22 protein-coding genes are annotated in these 21,048 nt (G+C 73.2%); 12 read left to right on the top strand and 10 right to left on the bottom strand.

What is annotated here, in order from left to right; translation table 11 throughout:
* Positions 1–11: 11 nt before the first annotated feature.
* The 3 genes from AES38_RS00295 to AES38_RS00285 form a co-directional block, all read right to left on the bottom strand.
* Complete coding sequence (locus AES38_RS00295) at positions 12–911, bottom strand: LamG domain-containing protein (RefSeq protein ID WP_244629191.1); 900 nt, start codon at positions 909–911, stop codon at positions 12–14.
* Positions 908–1,903, bottom strand: coding sequence for a S26 family signal peptidase (locus AES38_RS00290; protein ID WP_053773287.1), 996 nt, complete (start codon positions 1,901–1,903; stop codon positions 908–910). Before AES38_RS00290 ends, AES38_RS00295 begins: the two co-directional genes overlap by 4 nt.
* Positions 1,904–1,983: 80 nt before the next feature.
* Positions 1,984–2,652: a hypothetical protein gene (locus AES38_RS00285; protein ID WP_053773286.1), complete on the bottom strand. Its 669-nt coding sequence runs from the start codon at positions 2,650–2,652 to the stop codon at positions 1,984–1,986.
* A gap of 227 nt (positions 2,653–2,879) precedes the next feature.
* Here AES38_RS00285 and AES38_RS00280 point away from each other — a divergent pair, with 227 nt between their 5' ends.
* Together AES38_RS00280 and AES38_RS00275 are read left to right on the top strand one after the other, a co-directional pair.
* The gene (locus tag AES38_RS00280; protein ID WP_053773285.1) at positions 2,880–3,365 is read left to right on the top strand and encodes a MarR family transcriptional regulator; all 486 of its coding nucleotides are present in this window, start codon (positions 2,880–2,882) and stop codon (positions 3,363–3,365) included.
* On the top strand, positions 3,362–3,763 hold the full coding sequence (locus tag AES38_RS00275) for an NUDIX hydrolase (RefSeq protein ID WP_053773284.1): 402 nt from the start codon (positions 3,362–3,364) through the stop codon (positions 3,761–3,763). The genes AES38_RS00280 and AES38_RS00275 overlap by 4 nt, the downstream gene beginning before the upstream one ends.
* A 4-nt stretch (positions 3,764–3,767) precedes the next feature.
* Here AES38_RS00275 and AES38_RS00270 read toward each other — a convergent pair whose 3' ends face one another.
* On the bottom strand, positions 3,768–4,520 hold the full coding sequence (locus AES38_RS00270; protein ID WP_053773283.1) for a phosphotransferase: 753 nt from the start codon (positions 4,518–4,520) through the stop codon (positions 3,768–3,770).
* 71 nt (positions 4,521–4,591) lie between these two features.
* Between AES38_RS00270 and AES38_RS00265 the strand changes: the two genes are divergently transcribed.
* A complete protein-coding gene (locus AES38_RS00265; protein ID WP_053773282.1) occupies positions 4,592–6,028 on the top strand; it encodes an MFS transporter in 1,437 nt (478 codons plus the stop codon).
* Between the two features lie 70 nt (positions 6,029–6,098).
* The gene (locus AES38_RS15740; protein ID WP_157883488.1) at positions 6,099–7,094 is read left to right on the top strand and encodes a hypothetical protein; all 996 of its coding nucleotides are present in this window, start codon (positions 6,099–6,101) and stop codon (positions 7,092–7,094) included.
* Positions 7,095–7,143: 49 nt separating this feature from the next.
* On the opposite strand, the gene pcp is transcribed toward AES38_RS15740, so the two are convergent.
* Positions 7,144–7,785, bottom strand: a complete 642-nt coding sequence (gene pcp, locus AES38_RS00260; protein ID WP_053773281.1) for a pyroglutamyl-peptidase I — start codon at positions 7,783–7,785, stop codon at positions 7,144–7,146.
* A gap of 145 nt (positions 7,786–7,930) precedes the next feature.
* On the opposite strand from pcp, the gene AES38_RS00255 reads away from it, so the two are divergent.
* The 3 genes from AES38_RS00255 to AES38_RS00245 all read left to right on the top strand — a co-directional run bounded on the left by AES38_RS00255 (position 7,931) and on the right by AES38_RS00245 (position 9,846).
* Positions 7,931–9,196: a hypothetical protein gene (locus tag AES38_RS00255; protein ID WP_053773280.1), complete on the top strand. Its 1,266-nt coding sequence runs from the start codon at positions 7,931–7,933 to the stop codon at positions 9,194–9,196.
* A 117-nt stretch (positions 9,197–9,313) separates the two neighbouring features.
* Positions 9,314–9,577 (top strand): hypothetical protein, encoded by a 264-nt coding sequence (locus AES38_RS00250; protein WP_053773279.1) that lies wholly within the window; start codon positions 9,314–9,316, stop codon positions 9,575–9,577.
* Positions 9,578–9,579: 2 nt separating this feature from the next.
* A complete protein-coding gene (locus tag AES38_RS00245; protein WP_072174592.1) occupies positions 9,580–9,846 on the top strand; it encodes a hypothetical protein in 267 nt (88 codons plus the stop codon).
* Positions 9,847–9,876: 30 nt separating this feature from the next.
* Here the strand turns inward: AES38_RS00245 and AES38_RS00240 are convergent, their stop codons facing one another.
* Positions 9,877–10,533 (bottom strand): class F sortase, encoded by a 657-nt coding sequence (locus AES38_RS00240; RefSeq protein WP_081001804.1) that lies wholly within the window; start codon positions 10,531–10,533, stop codon positions 9,877–9,879.
* Between the two features lie 5 nt (positions 10,534–10,538).
* Positions 10,539–11,249 (bottom strand): CHRD domain-containing protein, encoded by a 711-nt coding sequence (locus tag AES38_RS00235; protein WP_053773278.1) that lies wholly within the window; start codon positions 11,247–11,249, stop codon positions 10,539–10,541.
* 205 nt (positions 11,250–11,454) lie between these two features.
* On the opposite strand from AES38_RS00235, the gene AES38_RS00230 reads away from it, so the two are divergent.
* Complete coding sequence (locus AES38_RS00230; RefSeq protein ID WP_053773277.1) at positions 11,455–12,006, top strand: sigma-70 family RNA polymerase sigma factor; 552 nt, start codon at positions 11,455–11,457, stop codon at positions 12,004–12,006.
* A complete protein-coding gene (locus AES38_RS00225) occupies positions 12,003–12,770 on the top strand; it encodes a hypothetical protein (RefSeq protein ID WP_053773276.1) in 768 nt (255 codons plus the stop codon). The genes AES38_RS00230 and AES38_RS00225 overlap by 4 nt, the downstream gene beginning before the upstream one ends.
* 46 nt (positions 12,771–12,816) lie before the next feature.
* Here AES38_RS00225 and budC read toward each other — a convergent pair whose 3' ends face one another.
* Entirely contained in the window at positions 12,817–13,584 is a 768-nt protein-coding gene (gene budC, locus AES38_RS00220; protein ID WP_053773275.1) for a meso-2,3-butanediol dehydrogenase, read from the bottom strand.
* A gap of 252 nt (positions 13,585–13,836) precedes the next feature.
* Here budC and AES38_RS00215 point away from each other — a divergent pair, with 252 nt between their 5' ends.
* Positions 13,837–14,487: a 4'-phosphopantetheinyl transferase family protein gene (locus AES38_RS00215; protein WP_072174591.1), complete on the top strand. Its 651-nt coding sequence runs from the start codon at positions 13,837–13,839 to the stop codon at positions 14,485–14,487.
* A gap of 77 nt (positions 14,488–14,564) precedes the next feature.
* A complete protein-coding gene (gene car, locus AES38_RS00210) occupies positions 14,565–17,933 on the top strand; it encodes a carboxylic acid reductase (RefSeq protein ID WP_244629190.1) in 3,369 nt (1,122 codons plus the stop codon).
* 72 nt (positions 17,934–18,005) lie between these two features.
* On the opposite strand, the gene AES38_RS00205 is transcribed toward car, so the two are convergent.
* Entirely contained in the window at positions 18,006–18,749 is a 744-nt protein-coding gene (locus AES38_RS00205; RefSeq protein ID WP_053773272.1) for a TetR/AcrR family transcriptional regulator, read from the bottom strand.
* Positions 18,750–18,832: 83 nt separating this feature from the next.
* Between AES38_RS00205 and AES38_RS00200 the strand changes: the two genes are divergently transcribed.
* Positions 18,833–20,341, top strand: coding sequence for an MFS transporter (locus AES38_RS00200; RefSeq protein ID WP_053773271.1), 1,509 nt, complete (start codon positions 18,833–18,835; stop codon positions 20,339–20,341).
* Between the two features lie 19 nt (positions 20,342–20,360).
* Here AES38_RS00200 and AES38_RS00195 read toward each other — a convergent pair whose 3' ends face one another.
* Entirely contained in the window at positions 20,361–20,966 is a 606-nt protein-coding gene (locus AES38_RS00195; RefSeq protein ID WP_053773270.1) for a dienelactone hydrolase family protein, read from the bottom strand.
* Between the last annotated feature and the right edge of the window lie 82 nt (positions 20,967–21,048).

The following is a 21,048-nucleotide window of genomic DNA, read 5'->3' as shown; positions in this document are numbered from 1 at the left end:
CCGTCGTCGCGTCAACGGCCGGCGTCGTAGTGGGCCTTGACCTGCGTGGCCGTGAGCGCCGTCTTGTAGACCGCGGCGAAGCGCATGCTGCCGACGAAGTAGTTGGCTCCCGCGTTCGGCCAGCCCGACGTGTTGTCGTAGCCGATGCGCCAGTAGCCCGTGTTGCTCTCCGGCGCCGTGAAGCCCGTGTTGCCGGCGACGCGGGCGCCGTCGAGGTAGAGGGTCATGCCGGTGCCGGGCGACATGGTGGCCACCACGTGGTGCCAGGCGCCGTCGGCCACGTTGGCCGAGCTCGTGATGGTCTGGTAGCCGCCGTTGTAGGTGCCGAAGGCCAGCTGGCCGGTCGTCGAGACGTACGTGTGGCGGTCGTAGGCCGACGAGGATCCGGACTGCGAGTTGCCGAAGCCGATGAGCTTGCCGCCCTTCACCGTGGTCTTGAACCAGACCTCGGTGCTGAAGGTCGCCGGGCCCTGCGCCTGCAGCGTGTTGGTGACGAAGTCGCTGCCGTCGAGCACGTAGGCGCCGCCGGTGTCGCGGGGGCAGGCGCGCGTCGTGGTCGTGTCGCTCGTCATGCCGCCGCGGTACGTGCCGGGGTAGGACCCGGTGGCCGCGTCGACGGCGGTCGTGGATCCCGTCGCCTCGTTGAGCGGGTAGGCGAAGAGCGCGTTGGCCTTGTCGGCCGCGAAGGCGCTGGAGCAGGTGAAGAAGGCGGCCGAGGAGGCGGCGCTGTTGTTCGTGTTGGTGATGGCGGCGGTGTACGCGCCGTTCGTGCCCGGCGCGAGGAGCAGCACCGCGCCGAGGGCGGCGGCGGAGACGGAGGCGGCGATCGCGGCGAGGCGCGGTGCGCGGCGGGGGCGTGCATCCGCCGCGGGGGCGACGGCGCGGCCGAGGAGGCGGGCGACGACGCTCATGCGCGTCGCTCCTCCTCCGCCGGGAGGCCGACGACCAGCGTGTAGAGGAGGGGCAGGGCGCAGAGGGAGAAGAAGACGACCCAGCCCCAGAGCGGGAGGTCGAGCGTGGAGGTGATGTCGTGGAACCGGCCCGCCTCGCCGGCGGGGGCGGTGATCGAGCCGACCTCGCCGGAGACGATGGAGGTGGCGGTGCCGTCCTCGGCCGCGACCCGGATGGGCAGGAGCCCGGTGTTGACGACGCTGGCGCGGACCTCGCTGCCCGCCGTCACGGCGTCGAGCACGACGAGGCCGACGAACGGCTTCAGCAGGAAGACGGTGAACGCGGCGACGAGGGATCCGCCGACCATGCGCATCGAGGCGCGGTGCGTGGGCGAGGCGATGAGGCGGGTGAGGACCGTCACGATCACGAGGCCCGCGAGCATCAGCGGCAGGCCCTTCGCGAGCCAGCCGAAGCCCGGGAGGATCGTGGTGGCCTCGCCGACGAGGTGCTCCTGGTCGGTCTTCCAGGGATCGACCGCGCCGTTGATGTCGCCCTGCGTGGTGAGGCCGTCCGCGTCGACCGCGATCACGCGGTGCGTGTAGGTCTCGCCGGGGGTGGTGGAGGGGTGGAAGCTGACGACGTCGCCGACCTGCACGTCCTCGACGAGGACGGGCGTGGTGAGCAGCAGCGCGCCGACGGGGGCCGTGGTGCCCATCGAGGGGGTCTGGACGACGAACCAGCGGCCGCCGGAGGCCTGGAAGAGGAGCGTCGCGGCGACGAGGAGCGTGAGGAGGATCGTGGCCGACCACATCACGATGGTGCGGCGGCGGAACGAGCGGGAGGTGCGCGCGGCGCGTCGAGCCGCGCCGCGCGCCGGGAGGGCCGGGGAGGCCGCGTCGTGGTCGGCCTCCTCGGAGACGAGGTCGAGATCCAGGTCGAGCTCGAGGGCGTCGAGCTCCTGCTCGAGCTGCTCGAGCGCGGTGGCGGTCGAGCGGTCCTGGATGTCGGTCATGGTGCGCCTCCCGGGTCAGGGGTTCGAGGGGGGATGGATAGCGAGGCCGCCCGGAGGCGGCCCCGCTGGTCTGGGTGGCGCTACGCCGCGAAGGTCCAGGTGAGGGGCAGCGAGGCGCCGAGGCCCTGGTACGTGTTGCCGGCGGAGGAGTCCAGCGTGACGGCGAAGGTGAAGTCGGTGCTCGCGTTGGCGGCGAGGGCCGTCAGCGTCTTGGCGGAGGAGCCGGCGAGGGCCGCGGCGGTGCCCGAGTAGACGGGGGTGGTGCTGCCGGCCGCCGTGATGACGACGTTGAGCTTGGAGCAGAAGTCGGTGGCCGAGCCGTTGACGGTGCCGTTCTTGAACTGGGTGCAGGTGGCGCCCGGGGTCAGCGTGAAGGTCGAGGCCTTCGAGGTGCCGACGTTCTTGATGTTGACGACGCTCGTGACCGTCTGGCCGGGGATCATCGTGGTCGAGCCGCCGAACTTGTTGATGGTGGAGCAGGTGGCGGCGTTGGAGTCGACGCCGGTCGCCGCGCTCGTGCTGAGGCAGGTGACGGTCGGCGCGCCGTTGGCGCCGGCCTGCGACTCCTGCATGACGAGCGAGCCGGAGGCCGCCGTGTTGGTGTCGTTGGTGATGGAGGCCACGAAGCCCGACAGCGTGCCGGACATCGAGACGGAGAGGAGGACCGCGGCGGCGACGCCGCCGGCGATGGCGAGGGGGGCGAAGCGGACGCGCTTGGTCTTGGCGGCGGGGGCGATGTGGTTCGACATGTTCTGACTCCGGGTGCGTAGGGGGAGGAAGGGGCTGGGTGAGCCCCTGAGGAAGAAGCTCGGTGTCTCGCTGTGCGAGTAACTCGAATATACAGCTACTTGGATTCCGCGCAATCCCCCCACTGCGGGGGGCACGCGTTCGCTGGGGGGACGCCGGCGTCCAGGCGCGCGTTACAGTCGCTGGGACGCCCCCGGATCCGCCCGATCCCCCGACGCAGGGACACCCGATGACCCCAGCAGCCCGCCGCGACGCCGACGCGGCCGTGGACGCGCTCGCGAACGCGCTGCACATGGTCGAGACGGCCCAGCGGCACCTGCGCACCCGCATCGCGCAGGACATCGGCGTCAACGTGACCGACCTGACCGTGATCAGCGTCGTCGGCGACCTCGGCCGCATGACCCCGAAGATGCTCGCCTCCGAGATCTCGATGGGCACGGGCGCGGTGACCGCCGTGATCGACCGGCTCGTCGGCGCGGGCCACCTGGGCCGCGTGCCCAACCCGCGGGATCGCCGCAGCGTCTTCCTCGAGCTCACGGACGCCGGGCGGAGGACGCTCGCGCGGATGGAGGCCGACTACCGGGCGGCGGCCGCCGTGGCGCTCCACGCGTCGCCCGCGCTGGGCACCGACGAGACGGCCGAGGACATCGCGCGTGCCGCCGTCGCGATGACCGCGCACACCATCGACGGGCCGGACGCGGCGGCATCCGCGTGAGCGAGGGCTGCCAGGTCGTGCTCGTCGACGCGGCCGGGCGGATCCTGCTGCAGCTGCGCGACGACATCCCCACCATCCCCTTCCCCGGCATGTGGGCGATCCCCGGCGGGATGCTCGAGCCGGGCGAGACGCCCCTCGCGTGCATCGTGCGCGAGGTCGAGGAGGAGCTGGGCGCGCGGATCCCGCCGGCGGAGGTGACGCACCTCCTGACGCGGAGGCGCTCCTACGGGATCGAGCACACCTTCACGGCGCGGCTCGACGTGGCGGCGGAGGACATCCGGCTCACCGAGGGGCAGCGCGTCGCGTGGTTCCCGGTGGCCGAGGCGGTCGCGATGGAGCTCGCGTACGAGGACGCGGACGTGCTGCGGGAGGTCGCGGGGCGGCTGCCGCGCGGGTGAGGCGTCAGGCGGGGTCGAGGTGCGCGCGCTCGGCCTCGAGGATCCCGCGGAGGCACGCGGCGTCGGCCTCGTACAGCGCGGCCTCGTCGCGCAGGTGCGGCTTGCCGAGCTCGTCGGCCTTCGCGATCGAGATGCCGGCGAGATCATGCAGCCGGAGGATCGCGACGCGGAGGACGTCGGCCCACGTGGCGTCGGACCCGTACGCGTCGAGGAGCAGCGCGACGCGGCGGCGGGCGTCGTCCATCGCCGGCGCGCCCTCCGGGGTGGATCCCGTCAGCGGCACCGCGCGCGTGGCCAGGTACGCGACGTCCCAGATGCGCGGGCCGGGCGAGCACATGTCCATGTCGATCACGCCCGTGATGCGGCCGTCGGCGAATACGAGGTTGTGCGGCGCGAAGTCGTTGTGGCAGATCACCTCGGCCGGGACCTTGGCCGGCGACTGCCAGACCGCGCCGTCGAGCGCGAAGCCGACGCTCGCGTCGTGCAGATCGCGGAGGCGGCGGCCGGCCTGGACGAGCACGTCGTCGGCCCAGATCCAGCCGGGCAGCGGGTAGACGGGCACGACGCCGTCGAGGTACGTGAGGCGCTCGCGGCCGCCCTCGATGCCGAGCGGCTGCGGGATCCCCTCGACGCCCGCGAGCGCCAGGTGCCGCAGCCAGCGGTGCACGGTCGGCGTCCACGGGCCGGCGTCGCGGGTGACGGCGTCGCCCTCGCGCTCGACGCGGTTCATGTTCCCGCCTTCGAGGGGTCCGTCCATCGGGCCAGCGTAGGGCGGGGCGGACGCCGGCACGACCCTGGCGCGACACCTCCACGCACTAGGTTGCGAGCATGAGCACCACCGCGCCCGACGCCGTCGCCGAGCCCGACCCGACCGCCCCGCCCCGCCGACGCGTCGCCGCGTGGGCGCTGTGGGACTGGGGATCCGCGGCCTTCAACGCGGTGGTCACCACCTTCGTCTTCAGCACGTACCTCGCCAGCAGCCTGTTCGTGGATCCCGCGATCGTGGCCGCCGCGGGCGACGACGACCGGAACCCCGCGCTCGTCGCCGCGAAGGCCGACACGTCCGGCGTCATCTCGCTCGCGCTGACGCTGGCCGGGCTCCTCATCGCGGTGCTCGCGCCCGTGCTCGGGCAGCGCTCCGACGGGTCCGGGCGCCGCCGCCTCTGGCTCGGGATCAACACCGGGATCGTGGTGCTCGCGATGCTCGGCATGGTGTTCGTCGAGCCCGTGCCCTCCTACCTGTGGCTCGGCGCCGTGCTGCTCGCGACCGGCAACGTGTTCTTCGAGTTCGCGAGCGTCAACTACAACGCGATGCTCGTGCAGGTGAGCACGCCGCGCACGGTCGGCCGCGTGTCCGGCCTCGGCTGGGGCATGGGCTACGTGGGCGGGATCGTGCTGCTCGCCCTGCTGCTCGCGCTCTTCCTCTTCGACTTCGGGACGCCCGGCGCGTCCGGCCTCCTCGGCCTGCCGTCGGGGGCCGAGGGCGGCGCGCTCGACGTGCGCATCGCGATCCTCGTGGCCGCGATCTGGTGCGCGATGTTCTCGATCCCCGTGCTCGTGGGCGTGCCCGAGATCCCCGCGACCCCGGGCCGGAAGCGGCAGGGCATCGTCGACTCGTACCGCACGCTGTTCCGCCGGATCGCCGAGCTGTGGCGCGAGTCGCCGCGCGTCATCGTCTTCCTGCTCGCGAGCGCGGTGTTCCGCGACGGGCTCGCGGCGGTGTTCACGTTCGGGGCGATCATCGCGGCGCAGGTCTTCGGGTTCACGACCACCGAGGTGCTGCTGTTCGGGGTCGCGGCCAACGTGGTCGCGGGGATCGGCACGTTCGCGGCCGGCTGGTTCGACGACCGCTTCGGTGCGAAGCCCGTCATCGTGGTCTCGCTCGCGTGCCTCATCGTCGGCGGATCCGCGGTGCTCGCGGTCGGCGACGCCAAGGCCGGCTTCTGGGCGACGGGCCTGTTCCTCTGCCTGTTCGTGGGGCCCGTGCAGTCGTCGAGCCGCACGTTCCTCGCGCGGATCTCGCCGGCCGGCCGCGAGGGCGAGATGTTCGGCCTCTACACGACCACGGGACGCGCGGTCTCGTTCCTCGCGCCGGGCCTCTTCGGGATCGCGGTGGCGATCACGGGCGACACGCGCTTCGGGATCATCGGCATCGTGATCGTGCTGCTGGCGGGGCTCGTGCTCATGCTGCGGGTGCGCGGGGCGGACGCGGGCATTCTTAGACCCTCTCAAAACCACGGAGTCCCGCGACCCACGAATGGATGACCCCGCCACAAAACGTTGATGCTGGCATAACACTTCTCAACCAGAGACCTCGCCACTATGGTGGGGAGGCATGGACAAAAAAGGGCTTCCTATCTGGGGCAAACGCCTAGGTTATCTCATTCAAGAGTGCTTTGACTTCATCGGTGAAGTTGCAGCACACCATAGGGAAAAGCTCGTAGTCCGAGCCGTTCCGGTCCGTAAAAGTCAGACAGAGATCTCTTATCGATACGCTGTGCGCGGCAATCTCCTTCCGGATAACACGGACGAGAAGCTTAGGGACATTTTTGGGCGAGCGCGCTCAGTGCTCGATATTGCAATGTTTACCGCCGTAAAAGCAGCCGCAAATCCGGCCCTCACCCCCAAGCAGGAGCGGAATACGTATTTCCCGATCTCTAAAGATGAAGCCGGATGGAAATCCGTTTGCGGACAGCCGCATATGCAGGCACTTTCACAATCTCAACGCGACAACCTCAGGAATATTCAGCCTTTTGTGACGCAAACATCGGCAATATCCTGGTTTAGCGATGCGCACAATGTCGATAAGCATCAACGCCCACTTGTTTTATCAACAATCGTAGATCCTGAAATTGTCATGTTTTTTGGACATTTGGTTCCACAGTTTGGGACAGTTGAGTACTGGCTTGACTGGGTGAATCCACTACCCGCAGTGGAACAAAGAGTCGAATTTGCACGATACCGCACAATTCAGCCCATCTTTCGCGCCGGCGTAGAAGACGTACCAGTGTCGCTGGGCATGTGGTCCGAAGGGCAATGGCGGGACATTCAACACCTCCTCTGGGATCTCCTAGAATTTACAGCCCGCGCATGCGAGCTACTTGATGATGGAGACACGTCAATGGCGGATGCAATGAAGGACTACTTTGGTCACGAACGCGACCAGCTCAACGCATTCAACAAGATGATGCTGACGGGAGACCCGAAAGCTGAAGCTGAGTGGTTGCGCCTTGCCGATCAGAAATCGGCAGATGCAAGGCCTGGAGAATCGATGATCAAACCTGTGGATTCTTATAACGGTCCGACTCCGGCTGCGTCGTTCAATATTTGACCCTTGCTACCTACCGCTGAGCTTCGTACCTGTCGATAAACGTCACTAATCAGTCGAGCGACCCGCCGCCCACCTTCACGTCGGTCGCGTTGGCGAGGGTCGCGCGGACGACGGCCGTGAGGGCCGTCGCCAGCTGGTCCATGCGCATGTAGGGGCGGTCGGTGCCGATCGCCTCCTCCGTCGAGTACGGGATGTGGACGAAGCCGCCGCGCGTGCCCGGACGCTCGCGCAGCTCGTGCATCAGCAGGTAGAAGACGTGGTTGCAGGTGTAGGTGCCTGCGGTCTGCGAGACGACCGCGGGGATCCCCTTGGTGCGCACGGCCGCGACCGCCGCCTTGATCGGCAGGGTGCTGAAGTAGGCAGCCGGGCCGCCGTCGACGACCGGCTCGTCGATGGGCTGGAAGCCCGTGTTGTCGGGGATGCGGGCGTCGTCGACGTTGATCGCCACGCGCTCCACCTCGAGCGTCTCGATGCCGCCGGCGAGGCCCACGGAGATGACGACGTCGGGATCCACCTCGGCGAGCGCCGCCCGCAGCGCGTCGTCGACCTTCGCGAAGTCGACGGGCAGCTGCCGCACCTGGATCTCCGCGTCCCCGTCCCAGCGGTCGCGCACCTCCTGCACGGCGGTCCACGACGGGTTGCTGGTGTCGCCGTCGAAGGGCTCGAATCCGGTGAGGAGGACGGTGGGCATGGCGGGGCTCCTGACAGGGAGGGGAGGGAGGACGTCCTCCACGGTACGCCCCCACTCGAGGCGGACCCCTACTGGGGGATGCCGCCACGGGGAGCCCGGAGGAGCATCGACGCGGGGACGAGGACGCCCCAGGAGGAAGGACCGCATGATCCGCACCACCGGGGGACGACGACTCCCGCTCACCGCCCTGGCCGTCGTGGTCGCCGCCGGCACCGCGCTCGCGGGGGTCGCACCCGCGCAGGCCGCGACCGGCCCGGCACCCGCCGCCGAGTCGACCGCCGCCGCGATCCGCATCCCGGCTCCGACCGTGCGCGGCTACGGCTTCGACTACAGCGCCGACGCGAACTTCCACGGCGTGATCTCGGTGGACCTCGGCGGGATCACCGACGACTCCGGCCTCCGCTACGAGTACCAGCTCGACGGCGCCGGGCCCTGGCTCTCGGACGGGACGGGCAGCGTCTCCGGCGACGAGGACGAGGTGTACATCCCGGCCTCCCCCGGTGAGCACCTCATCAGCGTGCGCGTCGCCGGGACCGTGGACGGCGTCGCCGTCACCGGCACGCCGTCCGCGCCCACGACGGTCCGGTCGGTCGGCGGTCCTCTCGAGTACACGCCCGAGGTGATCGTGGACGGCCCGTCCGTCACCTTCCGCTGGGACGTGCGCGCGGCCCTCAACGGCTTCACGCCCGAGGAGAGCGACATCTTCTACCAGATCGACGGCGGCGCGCTCGTGGACGCCGGCGGCACCGGATCCGTCACGGTCACCCCGGGCTACGGCAAGCGCGTGGCCTTCGACCTGACCTTCGGCCCCATCCCGGACGCGTGGCGCTACGTGCACGTCGAGGGCAACACGGCGAGCGCGCCGGGCGCGCAGGCGCTCACGTCCGCCCCGTCGCCCCAGATCGTGGGGACGGTCGAGTACGGATCCACCCTCACCGTGCGCACCGGCCTCTGGCAGCCCGCGCCCGTGACGCTCGAGTACCAGTGGTACCGCGACGGCGAGCGGATCCCCGGAGCGACCGATCCCGCGTACACGGTGACGGCCTACGACGCCGGGCACCGCCTCACGGTGTCCGTGCGCGGATCCCGCGACGGCTACGTCCCCGTGACCCGCACGTCGGGGCAGACGAAGGTCGTCGCCGCGCCCGTCATCACCGCGGGCACGCCGCGCGTCACCGGGAACCCGGTCGTCGGCCGCACGCTCACCGCGCAGCCCGGCGTCTGGAAGCCGTCGTCGCTCGAGCTCGGCTACCAGTGGAAGCGCGACGGCAAGGCCATCGCCGGTGCGACCGCGAAGACCTACACGCTGACGGAGGCCGACCGCGGCCACACCGTGCACGTGGTCGTGAGCGGCGTGATCTACCTGTACGACGACCAGGCGCGCGCGAGCGCGGGCGTGGAGGTGCGCTGACCCGCGCATCCGCCCCTCGACGGGCCCGGCTCCTCCACGGGGCCGGGCCCGTCGGCGTCCACCCCCGTGCGGGTGATCCCCTCGCCCGCGCCCGCTCCCGGCCGCTAGCTTCGGGGGATGATCTCGTCCCCCGGCGCCAGCATCGGCATCGCCCTCTACATCCTCGTGGTCCTCGCGCTCGTGGCCCTCGCGGTCGTCGCGACCGTGGTGCTCATCCGGCTCGCGCTCACCGCCCGGCGCACGCTGCTCGTCACCACGACGCTGCAGGAGGCGCGCCTCGAGCTGGTGCGCGAGCAGACGGCGCGGCTGCAGGCCGACGACGGGGACGAGCCGAGCGGCCCCTACGCGCCGGGCGCGGGTCCCGTCGGCCCGGGCGCCTGAGCGTGGACGACACGTACGAGAGCATCCTGCTGCCGACCGCCTACGACGTCGTCTGGTCCGTCGCGCTGCTCGTGGTCGTCGCGCTCGTGGCGCTGGGCGCGGTGCTGCTCGTCCTGCTCGTGCGGGTCGCGCTCGCCGGTCGGCGCACGCTGGCCGCGACCGCGGCGCTCGACGAGGCCCGGCTCGAGCTGGTGCGCGAGCGCACGGCGCGGTTGCGGGCAGGGCTGCCGGAGACCGCGGGAGCCGGGCCGGAGGATCCCGCGGCCTGACCCGGGCCCGGTGCGCGCCGGCGCCCCGGCTCAGCCCACGGGCTCCGCGAACACGACGCGGTTGTCCTCGTAGTGGCCGACGCTGCGGTCGAAGATCCCGCCGCAGGTGATGAGCCGGAGCTGATCCGTGGCCTGCGCGCCGAAGACGCGCGCGGTCGGGAAGTCGGCCTTGGGGAAGTCGGCGACCTCGGTCACGGCGTAGCGCGTGGCTCCGCCGTCGACGTCCTGCACGGCCACCTCGTCGCCGACGCCGAGCTCGGCGAGCCGGGCGAACGCGGCCGGTCCCACGCGCGAGTCGACGTGCGCGGCGATCACCGTGGGTCCACGACCGCCGGGGCGGCCGCCGCCGGTGAACCAGCCGACGTCGTCGAAGTCGACGGGCACCTCCATGCGGCCGTCGGGGGCGATCCCGAGGTCGATGAGCGGTTCGTCGAGGTCGATGGCGGGGATGGTGACGCGGGTCGGGACCGCGCCGAGGCCCTGCACGGCCGTGGGGGCGGCAGTGGCCGGGGCGCTCGGCGCGGTGGCAGGTGGGGCGGTCGCCGCCGCGGGGGGCGCGGTCGGCGCCGGGCGCGGATCCGCGGGCGCGCACCCCGCGAGCGCGCCGAGCGGGATCAGCGCGGCCGCGAGCACCACGACCCGGCGGGCGCGCCGCGCGGGCGACGCGTCCGCCGGGCTGCGGCGCACGGGGATCAGGACTCCTGCGCGCGGTGGCGGCGCATCAGCACGACGCCGGCCGCGGCGAGCGCGACGGCGCCACCGCCCGCGACGAGCGGCAGGGCGGCCGAGGTCGCGGTCGCGGATCCGCCGGCGCCCGTGTCGACGCCGCCGACCGGCACCTGGGTCAGCTGGCCGCGCACGGCGCCGGCCGTGAACGACGCGGTGTGGGTGTCGGCCGCGAAGGCGGACGGGTCGGCCTCGATCTGCGCGACCGTGAAGCCCTCGCCGGTGTCCTTGCCGTCCGGGGCGACGCCGGTGGTGAACGGCCCCTGCATGCAGCCGGAGCTCGTGCGCGTGCCGTTCCCGGAGTCGGTCGGGTTCGGGAACGCGATGCGCGGCGGGCCGGCCTTGCCGACGGCGGCCTGGTGGATGTGCGTCGCCGTCTTCGCGGGGCTCTGGTACTCGCCGGTGACGCCCGTGAGGGTGATGTCGTAGCAGATCGTGTTCGAGGTCGAGTCGAGGCGGAGGTCGAAGCGGCCGGTCGCGCCGGGCTCGCCGGGGGTCGCGACGCCGTCGGCGTTGAGCACCTGGTCGGGGGTCGCCATCACGGTGAACGCGCTCGTGAAGCGCTCCGGCTCGGGGACGGTCGTCTCGGCGGACGCGGGCGTCGCGGCGAGGAGGGTGAGGACGGCCGCGGCGGCGCCCCCGATGGTCGTGTTCCGGACGAGTCTCGTGTGCGTCATCGCGTGCAGCCTCTCGTGGTGGGGCGCCCGGGCGGGCACCGCTTCTGACAGGGCATACGCACGACGGGCGGCGGGCGTTCATCGGGTGCGGGAATCCATCGAGGTCGATTCGGGTCCCTCCCAGCCCGTCGATGAACGCCGGGCCCCCCGCCGACGTATCCCCCGGTGAGGGCGCGCACCCGCCGCCTAGGCTGAGGGGATCACGATGGCGCTCGTCCTGACGCGTCCGGCACGAGCACCCGAGCGGAGCACGATGAGCGCGTCCACGCCCGGCTTCGACGTGCACCGCGCGTTCGCGGAGCACGGGAGCGCGCTGCTCGGCTTCGCGGTCAATGCCCTGCAGGACCGCCAGCTCGCCGAGGACTGCGTGCAGGAGACGTTCCTCCGCGCCTGGCGCGCCCGCGAGTCCTTCGACGGCGAGCGCGGCAGCGCGCGCACGTGGCTGTTCGCGATCGAGCGGCGCGTGATCCTCGACGTGCACCGCGCCCGGGCCCGCACCCCGCGCATCGTCGCCGAGGAGGAGGCGCCCGAGCAGGCGACGCGGGAGGCGGATCCGCTCGACCGGCTGGGCATCGTCGAGGGCCTCGCGCGCCTCAGCGAGGCGCACCGCGAGGCCGTCGTCGCCGTCCACCTCACCGGGCTCAGCTACCAGGAGCTCTCCGCCGCGACGGGCGTCCCCGTCGCCACCCTGCGCACGCGCGTCTTCCACGCGCTCCGCGCCCTCCGCACGCATCTCGACGAAGTGGATCCCGCATGACCGACGACACGCGACCCGTCCCCGCGGACCCCGACGACCGCCGCGGCGAGCTCATCGCGGCCGCCCTCGCCGACGACCTCTCCCCCGCCGAGACCGCGGAGCTGGCCGCGATGCGCGCCGCCGACCCGACCATCGACGAGGAGCTCGCGCTGCTCGGCGGGCTGCCGGGGGCGATCCGCGGGGTCGGCGCGTGGCAGGAGGCCGAGCCGAGCGACGAGCTGGCGCGGCGGATCGGGCTGATCGCGGACGGGCGCGGGGAGGTGGAGACGCCGACGGCAGCGCCGGACCAGCCCGCCGACCTCGCCGAGCACCGCGCGCACCGCGGGTCGCGCTCCCGCCGCACGGCCGTGCTCCTCGCGGGCGCCGCCGCCTGCCTCGCCATCGGCGCCGCCGGCGGCGCGTTCCTCGCGACCCCGCGCGCCGACGTCGCGACCGGCCCGGCCGGCACGCTCGGCGCGCTCGAGGACGTCACCTTCGCGGGCGCGCCCGCGGGCGTCGACGTCACGGGCGACGTCGTCGCGCACACCTGGGGCACCGAGACCGTGCTCTCGGTCGACGGCCTGCCCGCGGGCGACTCCTTCTCCGTGGTCGTCATCGACGCCGCCGGCGGGGAGCACGCGTCCGGCACGATGCTCGGATCCGCCGTGCGCATCGACTGCCGTCTCAACGCCGACGTGCTGCGCGAGGACGCGGCCGCCGTGGAGATCCGCGACGCCGCGGGCGATCCGGTCGCCGTCGCGGAGCTGCCGCCCGTCCCCGCCTGACCCGCACGCGCGCGACGCCCGACCGGGGCGGTCCCGCCGATCCGCCCTACGCCTGCGAGGGCTGCCCGTTGCTCGCCGTGGTGCCGCCGTCGACCGGCAGGATCGCGCCCGTGATGAAGGACGCGTCGTCGCTCGCGAGGAACGCGATGGCGGCCGCCACCTCGTCGGCCTCGCCGCCGCGGCCGAGCGAGATGCGCTTGGCGAACTCGGCCTTCAGCTCCTCGTCGTCCTCCTTGCCGGCGACCAGCTCGGTCCAGATGAGGCCCGGCGCGACCGCGTTCACGCGCACGCCGTCGACGCCGTGGTCGAGCGCGGTGGCGCGCGTGAGGTTGCTCACGCCGCCCTTCGCCGCGTTGTAGGCGCTCATGTGGTGGTCCGCCGCCATGCCCGAGACCGACGAGACGTTCACGATGGAACCGCGCGTCGCGATGAGGTGCGGCAGCGCGGCCCTGGTGCCGTAGAAGACGCCGGAGAGGTCGGTGTCGATCACGCGGCGCCACTCCTCGTTGGTGATGCCCGAGATCGGCCCGGCCTGGAACGTGCCGGCGTTGTTGACGAGCACGTCGAGCCGGCCGTGCGCCTCGATCGCCGTGGCGACCGCGCGGTCGGCGTCGGCCGAGACCGAGGCGTCCGCGACGAGCGCGGTCGCGGTGCCCTCGGGCAGCGAGTCGGCGACCGCGCGGACCTTGTCGTCCACGCTGTCGGTGAGGACGACCTTCGCGCCCTCCGAGACGAAGCGGCGCGCGGTGGCCTCGCCGATGCCGGATCCGGCGCCCGTGATGATGACGACCTTGCCGTCGAAGCGTCCAGCCATGGTGATCCTCCTGATGGTCCGCGGGGACGACGGGCGCCGTCGCCGTGGGGCGCGCGCACCGCCGTCGGGATCTCCAGCCGACTCCGCGCCGCCGCCGCCGTCAAGGGACGGGGAGGCGATTCCAAGGCGCCGGGCGAGCCGCACGGGGGCCGGCTGCTCGCTCCCGCGCGGGTCCGGCGGCGCAGTGTAGCGCCCCGCTCGGGACCCGGGAACCTCGGAGGAAGCGTGCGTTTAGTTGTGTCAGTGCAACTAATGTCGTGGATCCGCTGGGAGGCCGTCCTCCCCGGATCCGTGGTCGTGGCGACCGCGGAGCACGACCTGGACGGGGACCTCGTCGGCGCCGAGCGCGACGCCGTCGCGACCGCGCTCCCGGGACGTCGCGCGGAGTTCGTGACCGGTCGCGTGCTCGCGCGGCGGGCGCTCGCCCGCCTGGGCGTCCCCGGCGGTCCGATCCCCGTCGCGCGGAGCGGAGCGCCGGTGTGGCCGCACGGGATCGTCGGCAGCATCACGCACTGCGCCGGATTCCGCGCGGCCGCCGTGGGACGACGCGACCGGCATGCCGGGATCGGCATCGACGCGACGCCCGCCCGCCCCCTGCCGGGAGGCGTGCTGGCGCGCGTGGCGGACCTCGGCAGCGCACCCGTCGCCGCGGGCCTCGACGCGCTCCGGGCCGCCGGGGTCGTGGATCCGGACAGCGTGCTCCTCGCGGCCGCCGAGGCCGTCGCGAAGGCACGGACGTCGGCGCAGGGCGGGTGGCACGGCATCGACGGCGCGCACGTCGAGCTCCATCCGGACGGCACCTTCGCCGCCCGCGCACGGCGGGGACCGGCGTTCGCCGGGACCGGGCGGTGGACGGTGGCCGAGGGCATGGCGCTGGCAGGCATCACGCTCGACGAGCACTGAGCCGGAGCGCAGGCGCGCACCGGGACGAACGAGAGAGGACGAACACCATGGGGACCGAGCAAGCGGGGGCTGAGCACGTGAGGACAGAGCACGACGACACGTCGGTCGAGGCGATCTTCGAGCAGCACGCCGACCGGCCGGCGCTGCGGCAGCGATCCGGACCGGACATCACGGACACGAGCTTCCGGGAGCTGTGGGACCGGGCGAGCGCGCTGGCGGCAGCGCTGGGCGAGACCGTGTCCGCCGGCGACCGCATCGCGGTGCTCGGCGCCGCGACCGCGGACGCCGTCACCCTCGACCTCGCCACGTGGATCCTCGGCGCGGTCAGCGTGCCCCTGCAGGCGAGCGCACCCGTCGCGGCACTGCACGCGATCGCCGAGGAGACGACCCCGGTCTGGATCGCGGCCACCGCCGAGCAGGCCGCGATGGCCCGGGCGGTCGCCGAGGCCTCGCGCGACGGGATCCGGACGATGCTGCTCGACACCGACACCGACGCCGACACCGACACCGACACCGACACCGCCCTGACGCTCGACGCCCTCGTCGCCCGGGGCGCCGGCCTGCCGCGCCGGAGCCCGTGGCACCCCGCGCCCGGCGAGGACCCGCTCGCGCTCCTCCTCTACACGTCGGGCAGCACCGGCACGCCGAAGGGCGCGATGTACACGCGATCCATGGTCGAGCGGCTGTGGCACGCCCTCCGGCCGGACCCCGCCACGGACGCCGGCGCATCCACGACCCCGGCAGATGCGGCCGACGGCATCGTCGGGTACGCCTACCTCCCGCTGAGCCACCTCACCGGCCGCTCCGCCCTGCTCGCCACGCTCGGCCGCGGCGGCACGGTCGCGCTCGCGACCTCGACCGACCTGTCGACGCTCTTCGACGACCTCCGGGTCTTCGCGCCGACCGAGTTCGTCTTCGTGCCGCGCGTCGCGGAGATGGTCCGGCAGGAGGGCGACCGCGAGGAGCAGCGACGGCTCGCCGCCGGCAGCGGCACGGACGTGGACGCGGTCCGCGCCGAGGTCCAGGCCGACCTGCGCGTCCGTGCCTTCGGAGGCCGGATCGGCCAGGCGATCTGCACCAGCGCCCCGCTGACGCCCGAGCTCCGCGCGTACGTCGAGCGGTGCCTCGGGATCACGCTGCACGACATGTACGGGTCGACCGAGGCCGGCGGGATCCTCCACGACGGGGTCGTCCAGCAGCCTCCCGTGACCGAGCACAAGCTCATCGACGTCCCCGAGCTCGGGTACCGCATCACCGACCGACCGCACCCGCGGGGCGAGCTGCTCATCAAGAGCACCTCCGTGATCGCCGGGTACTTCCGCCGGCCGGACGTCACCGCCGCGGTGTTCGACGAGGACGGCTTCTACCGGACCGGCGACGTCATGGCGCAGACCGGGCCCGACACCTACGAGTACCTCGACCGTCGGAACAACGTGCTCAAGCTGTCGCAGGGCGAGTTCGTCGCGGTGTCCGCGCTCGAGGCGACGTACGGCGGGACGCCCGAGGTGCGCCAGATCGCCGTGCACGGCGACAGCCGGCACGCGTTCCTCGTCGCGGTCGTCGTGCCGGCGGACCCCGGGGCGTCGGAGCGCGACGTCCTCGCCGCCCTCCAGCGCACCGCCCGCGAGCACGGCCTCGCCCCCTACGAGGTCCCGCGCGGCGTGATCGTCGAGCCGGAGCCGTTCACGGTCGACGGCGGCATGCTCTCCGACGCCGGCAAGCTCCTGCGCCTGCGCCTCAGCCAGCGGTACGGCGAGCGCTTCGCCGCCCTCTACGACGCGCTCGAGCAGCAGCAGAGCGGCGCCCTGGTGGCCGCCCTCCGCGAGCACGCAGGCGACGAGCCGACGGTCGACACGGTGGTGCGCGCCGCCCTCCAGCTCCTCGGGGCCGAGGTGTCCCCCGCGACCGCCGCCGCGGCGAGGTTCCAGGACCTCGGCGGGGACTCGCTGTCCGCGCTGACGTTCTCCGGGATCCTCGAGGACGTCTTCAACGCCGAGGTGCCCGTCGGCGTCATCACCGATCCCACCAACGACCTCGCCGCCGTCGCGGCGTTCGTGGAGCGCTCCGCCTCCGACGACCGGCCGACCGTGACGCGCGTGCACGCCGCCGGCGCATCCACGCTCCGCGTCGGCGACCTCCGACTCGACCGGGTGCTCGGCGCCATCCCGACGCCGATCCGCCGCGAGCCCGCTGCCCGGCCGGGATCCCGGACCGTCCTGCTGACCGGCGCGAACGGCTACCTCGGCCGCTTCATGGCCATCGACTGGCTCGAGCGCCTCGCCCCGGAGGGCGGCTCGCTGGTGTGCATCGTGCGCGGCGCCGACGACGCCGACGCCCGCCGACGCCTCGAGGCCGCGTTCGCCGCCGACCCCGCGTTCGCCCGGCGCTTCGCCGAGCTGGCGGGCTCGCTCGAGGTGCTGGCCGGCGACGTCAGCGAGCACCACCTCGGCCTCGACGACGAGCGGTGGATCGACCTGGCCGCCCGGGTCGACCTCGTCGCGCACGCGGCGGCCCTCGTGAACCACGTCCTGCCGTACACGGCGCTGTTCGGCCCGAACGTCGTCGGCACCGCCGAGGTGGTGCGCCTGGCGATCGCCGCCGGCAGCGTGCCCGTCACCTTCGTCTCGAGCGTCGCCGTCGCGGGCGGCGCGCAGCCGAGCGCCGCCGCGGACGCAGCCCCGGCGGCGCCGGCCGCGCTCGACGAGCACGCCGACATCCGCGTCACGATCCCCGAGTGGGCCGTCGGCGACGAGTACGCCAATGGGTACGGCGCGAGCAAGTGGGCGTGCGAGGTCCTGCTCCGCGAGGCGCACGAGCACCACGGCGTCCCCGTGGCGGTGTTCCGCTCGGACATGATCCTGGCGCACCCCCGCTGGCGCGGCCAGGTGAACCTGCCCGACGTCTTCACCCGGCTGATCTGGAGCGTGCTCACCACCGGGCTCGCCCCGGACTCGTTCGTGCGGCGCGGCCCCGACGGCGAGCGGCAGCGGTCCCACTACGACGGCCTGCCGGCCGACTTCACGGCGGCCGCGATCGACGGGATCGGCGCCGCGGTCACCGAGGGGCACCGCACCTACAACGTCGTGAACCCGCACGACGACGGCGTCTCGCTCGACACCTTCGTCGACTGGCTCCGCGAGGACGGCCACGACATCGAGCGCGTCCCGGACCACGCGGAGTGGGTCGACCGGTTCCGCGAGGCGCTGGGAGCGCTGCCGGACGCGGACCGCGCCCGGTCCGTCCTGCCGCTGATGCACGCGTTCGCCGCACCGGAGGAGCCGCACGCCGGCTCGGCGATCCCGGCCGACGCGTTCGCCGAGGCCGTCCGGGCGGTGCGCCCGCTCGGCGCGGCGGAGATCCCGTCGCTCGACCACGCGCTCATCACCAAGGTGGCGGACGACCTCGCGTTCCTGGGACTGCTCGCGCCGAGGACGCACGTGAGCTGATCCTCCCGCGAGCCGCATGCGGAGGGGCCGGTGGGCATGCGCTGCCGACCCCTCCGCTGCGGGGGACCGGCCTCAGCCCGCCGGCGGGAGCCCCGCCTGCTGGCGCAGCCCCGCGAGCAGCAGGTCGAGCCCGGAGCGGAACACGTCGAGGTCGTCGTGCGAGGCCATCTCGCCGGCGGCGTCGTGGGCGAACGGGAACTCGTCCGGGTCGAGGTCGCGCCAGCGGTCGGCGAGCGTGCCCAGGAACCCCTCCCGATCCAGCCCGCTCTCCAGGAACTCCTTGGGCGGCGGCTCGGCGAGGTCGGCCGCGACCCCGACGACGTAGCTGACGATCGACGACACGGCGTGGAAGCGCTGCCGCGGGGTCAGGTCCAGCGCCAGGAGCTGCTGGCCGAGGCGCTCGTACATGGCCATCGAGTTGTGCTGGAGCCCGTTGCTGCGGAGCATGCGCTGCCCGAACCAGGGTCGGCGCACGAGCTCGTCGAACAGGGCGAGGGCGACGGCGCGCACGTTCTCGACGGGGTCGGATCCGTGGATGAGCGGCTCGCTGTCCGCGAGCACCCGGCCCATCACCTCCTCGGTCGCGCGCTCGAGCAGCTCGTCGCGGCTCGCGACGTACCAGTAGATGCTCGCGACGCCGCCGCCGAGCCGCGCCGCGAGGGCCCGGAAGGTGAGCGCCGGCTCCCCCGACTCGTCGAGGATCGCGATGGCCTCCGTCAGCACCGTGTCGAGCGAGTGCGACGCCCGCTGGCGTCCCCGTCCGCGCGCGGGCGCCGTGGGGGCGCCGCCCTTCTCCGTGGATCCGTCTGCCGCCATGGGTTGCACTCTACCGAACGACGTTCCATACTATCGAACGTCGTCCGATACTCGTACGGCGTTCGATGAGAAGGAGCCCGCCCATGAGCACGACGACCGACACCGCCCCGCCCCGCGCGCACACCACGCTGCGCTCCGCCGCCCTCCCGCTGGCGGCCCTCTGCCTCGCCTTCTTCGTCGAGATGGTCGACAACACGCTGCTCTCGATCGCGCTGCCGACGATCGGCCGCTCGCTCGAGAGCGGGACCACGGGGCTCCAGTGGGTGACGGGCGCCTACTCGCTCACCTTCGGCGGCCTGCTGCTCACCGCGGGATCCGCCGCCGACCGGTTCGGACGCCGCCGCGTGCTGCTCACGGGCCTCGCCGCGTTCGGCCTCCTCAGCCTCGCCGTCGTGCTCGTCACCGACATCGGCCAGCTCATCGCCCTCCGCGCGGCGCTCGGCTGCGCGGCGGCGGCCATGGCGCCCGTCACCATGTCCCTGGTCTTCCGCCTCTTCGAGGACGAGCGGCTGCGGATGCGGGCGATCACGATCGTGATGATCGTCGGCATGTCCGGCATGGTCCTCGGCCCGCTCCTCGGCGGGTCGGTCCTCGCCGCCGTCAGCTGGCAGTGGCTGCTCGTCGTCAACGCGCCCATCGCGCTGCTCGTCTGGATCGGCGTGCGCATCGGCGTCCCGGCCGACCGCCGCGCCGACCTGACCTCCGAGCGCCTCGACCTGCCCGGAACGGTCCTCACCATCGCCGCGATCGGGCTCGGCTGCTACACGCTCACCAGCGGCGTCCAGCACGGCTGGCTCGCACCGGTCACGCTCGCCTGCGCCGTGGGCGCCGTGGCCGCGGTCGTGGGCTTCGTCGCCCGCGAGCGCCGGGCGGCGTCGCCCATGATCGACCTGGCGCTCCTCCGCACGGGGCCGGTCCGCGGCGCCGCCCTCACGCAGCTCGGGGCCTCGGTCGGGTTCGCCAGCATCCTGTTCGGGCTGATCCTGCACTTCCAGTACGCGTACGGCTGGAGCCCGGTGCGCGCCGGCCTCGCCAACCTGCCCGTCATCATCACGATGATCGCCGCGAGCCCCATCTCGGAGAGGCTCGCCGCCCGGCTCGGCCACCGCATGGCCTGCCTCGTCGGCACCGGCCTCCTGGTGGGCGGGCTCGTCGGCATGGCGTGGGCGGTGGATCACGGCTACGTCGCGATCGCCGCGATGATGGTGCTGCTCACCATCGGCCTGCGGACGATCATGACCATCTGCGCGGTCGCCCTCGTCGAGGCCATGCCCGCGAACCGCACCTCGATCGGCGCCGCGCTCAACGACACGGCCCAGGAGATCGGCACGAGCCTCGGCACGGCGGTCGTCGGCACGCTCATCGCGGCCCTGGTCACGAACGCCCTCCCGGTCGGCGCGTGGAGCGCGGAGCTCGTGCAGACCTTCTTCACGGGCGAGCGGATCGCCTACCTGGTCGTCGCCGCCCTGGTCGGCGTGATCGCCACCGTCGGGTCGCTGTCGCTCACCGACTCGCGGGCGACCGAGGAGCCGGCGCCGGACGCGCAGCCCGCGGCGGCCCCGGAGCCCGCGGCCGACCGCGCCGCGGTCTGAGCCGCCCGCCCGGCGCGGGTCAGGCGGCCGACGTGCCGTCGACCCGCGCCAGGAAGGCCAGCGACCGCTCGAGCACGAGGGCCGTGGCGACCGGATCCGACGACGGCAGCGACGCGTCCGTGAACAGGTGCGCGTCGCCGTCGTAGGCGAACACCTCGGCGAGCTCGGGGCCGACCTCCGCGACCAGCTCGCGCGCGGCCTCGAGGTCGCCCTCGCCTGCGAAGAAGGGATCCCGCGCCATGCCGTGCACCTGCACCGGCACGCCGTCGGGCCACGGCCCGAACGCCCACTCGGCCGACAGCGACACGAACGACTCGTAGAGCAGCGCGCCGCGGGCGCCCGGCCGGGTCTGCGCCAGGCGCTGGGCGATGGATCCGCCCCACGAGACGCCCGCGTACACCAGCTCCGCGGGCAGCCCGGCGAGCGCCCGCTCCGTGCGGGCGGCCACCACGCCGTCGTCGAGGCCCGCCATCAGCGCGAGGCCCGCCTCGACGGACTCGGGCAGCGCGCCGTCGAGGAGGTCGGGCACGTGCACGACGTGGCCGCCGTCCCGCAGCGCATCGGCGAGGGCCAGGACGCCGGGCGTGCGGCCCTGCACGTGGTGGAACAGCACGATCTCGGCCATGGGCGCCTCCCGCCTGCCGCGCGGACGCGGGGATCCCGGCCCGCGCGCGCGGCGGGCCGTCCCCGCCCACGATAGGGATCCG

This window comes from Clavibacter capsici (assembly GCF_001280205.1).
Taxonomy (GTDB): domain Bacteria; phylum Actinomycetota; class Actinomycetes; order Actinomycetales; family Microbacteriaceae; genus Clavibacter; species Clavibacter capsici.
This window is presented reverse-complemented; position numbering and strand designations above follow the sequence as displayed.

Coding starts and splice junctions, on each gene's coding strand:
- AES38_RS00225 (WP_053773276.1), top strand. CDS start 12,003: ATGACCGACGACACGCGACCCGTCCCCGCGGACCCCGACGACCGCCGC.
- AES38_RS00230 (WP_053773277.1), top strand. CDS start 11,455: ATGGCGCTCGTCCTGACGCGTCCGGCACGAGCACCCGAGCGGAGCACG.
- AES38_RS00255 (WP_053773280.1), top strand. CDS start 7,931: ATGATCCGCACCACCGGGGGACGACGACTCCCGCTCACCGCCCTGGCC.
- AES38_RS00265 (WP_053773282.1), top strand. CDS start 4,592: ATGAGCACCACCGCGCCCGACGCCGTCGCCGAGCCCGACCCGACCGCC.
- pcp (WP_053773281.1), bottom strand. CDS start 7,785: ATGCCCACCGTCCTCCTCACCGGATTCGAGCCCTTCGACGGCGACACC.
- AES38_RS00215 (WP_072174591.1), top strand. CDS start 13,837: ATGTCGTGGATCCGCTGGGAGGCCGTCCTCCCCGGATCCGTGGTCGTG.
- budC (WP_053773275.1), bottom strand. CDS start 13,584: ATGGCTGGACGCTTCGACGGCAAGGTCGTCATCATCACGGGCGCCGGA.
- AES38_RS15740 (WP_157883488.1), top strand. CDS start 6,099: ATGGACAAAAAAGGGCTTCCTATCTGGGGCAAACGCCTAGGTTATCTC.
- AES38_RS00295 (WP_244629191.1), bottom strand. CDS start 911: ATGAGCGTCGTCGCCCGCCTCCTCGGCCGCGCCGTCGCCCCCGCGGCG.
- AES38_RS00285 (WP_053773286.1), bottom strand. CDS start 2,652: ATGTCGAACCACATCGCCCCCGCCGCCAAGACCAAGCGCGTCCGCTTC.
- AES38_RS00235 (WP_053773278.1), bottom strand. CDS start 11,249: ATGACGCACACGAGACTCGTCCGGAACACGACCATCGGGGGCGCCGCC.
- AES38_RS00195 (WP_053773270.1), bottom strand. CDS start 20,966: ATGGCCGAGATCGTGCTGTTCCACCACGTGCAGGGCCGCACGCCCGGC.
- AES38_RS00280 (WP_053773285.1), top strand. CDS start 2,880: ATGACCCCAGCAGCCCGCCGCGACGCCGACGCGGCCGTGGACGCGCTC.
- AES38_RS00290 (WP_053773287.1), bottom strand. CDS start 1,903: ATGACCGACATCCAGGACCGCTCGACCGCCACCGCGCTCGAGCAGCTC.
- AES38_RS00205 (WP_053773272.1), bottom strand. CDS start 18,749: ATGGCGGCAGACGGATCCACGGAGAAGGGCGGCGCCCCCACGGCGCCC.
- AES38_RS00270 (WP_053773283.1), bottom strand. CDS start 4,520: ATGGACGGACCCCTCGAAGGCGGGAACATGAACCGCGTCGAGCGCGAG.
- AES38_RS00250 (WP_053773279.1), top strand. CDS start 9,314: ATGATCTCGTCCCCCGGCGCCAGCATCGGCATCGCCCTCTACATCCTC.
- AES38_RS00200 (WP_053773271.1), top strand. CDS start 18,833: ATGAGCACGACGACCGACACCGCCCCGCCCCGCGCGCACACCACGCTG.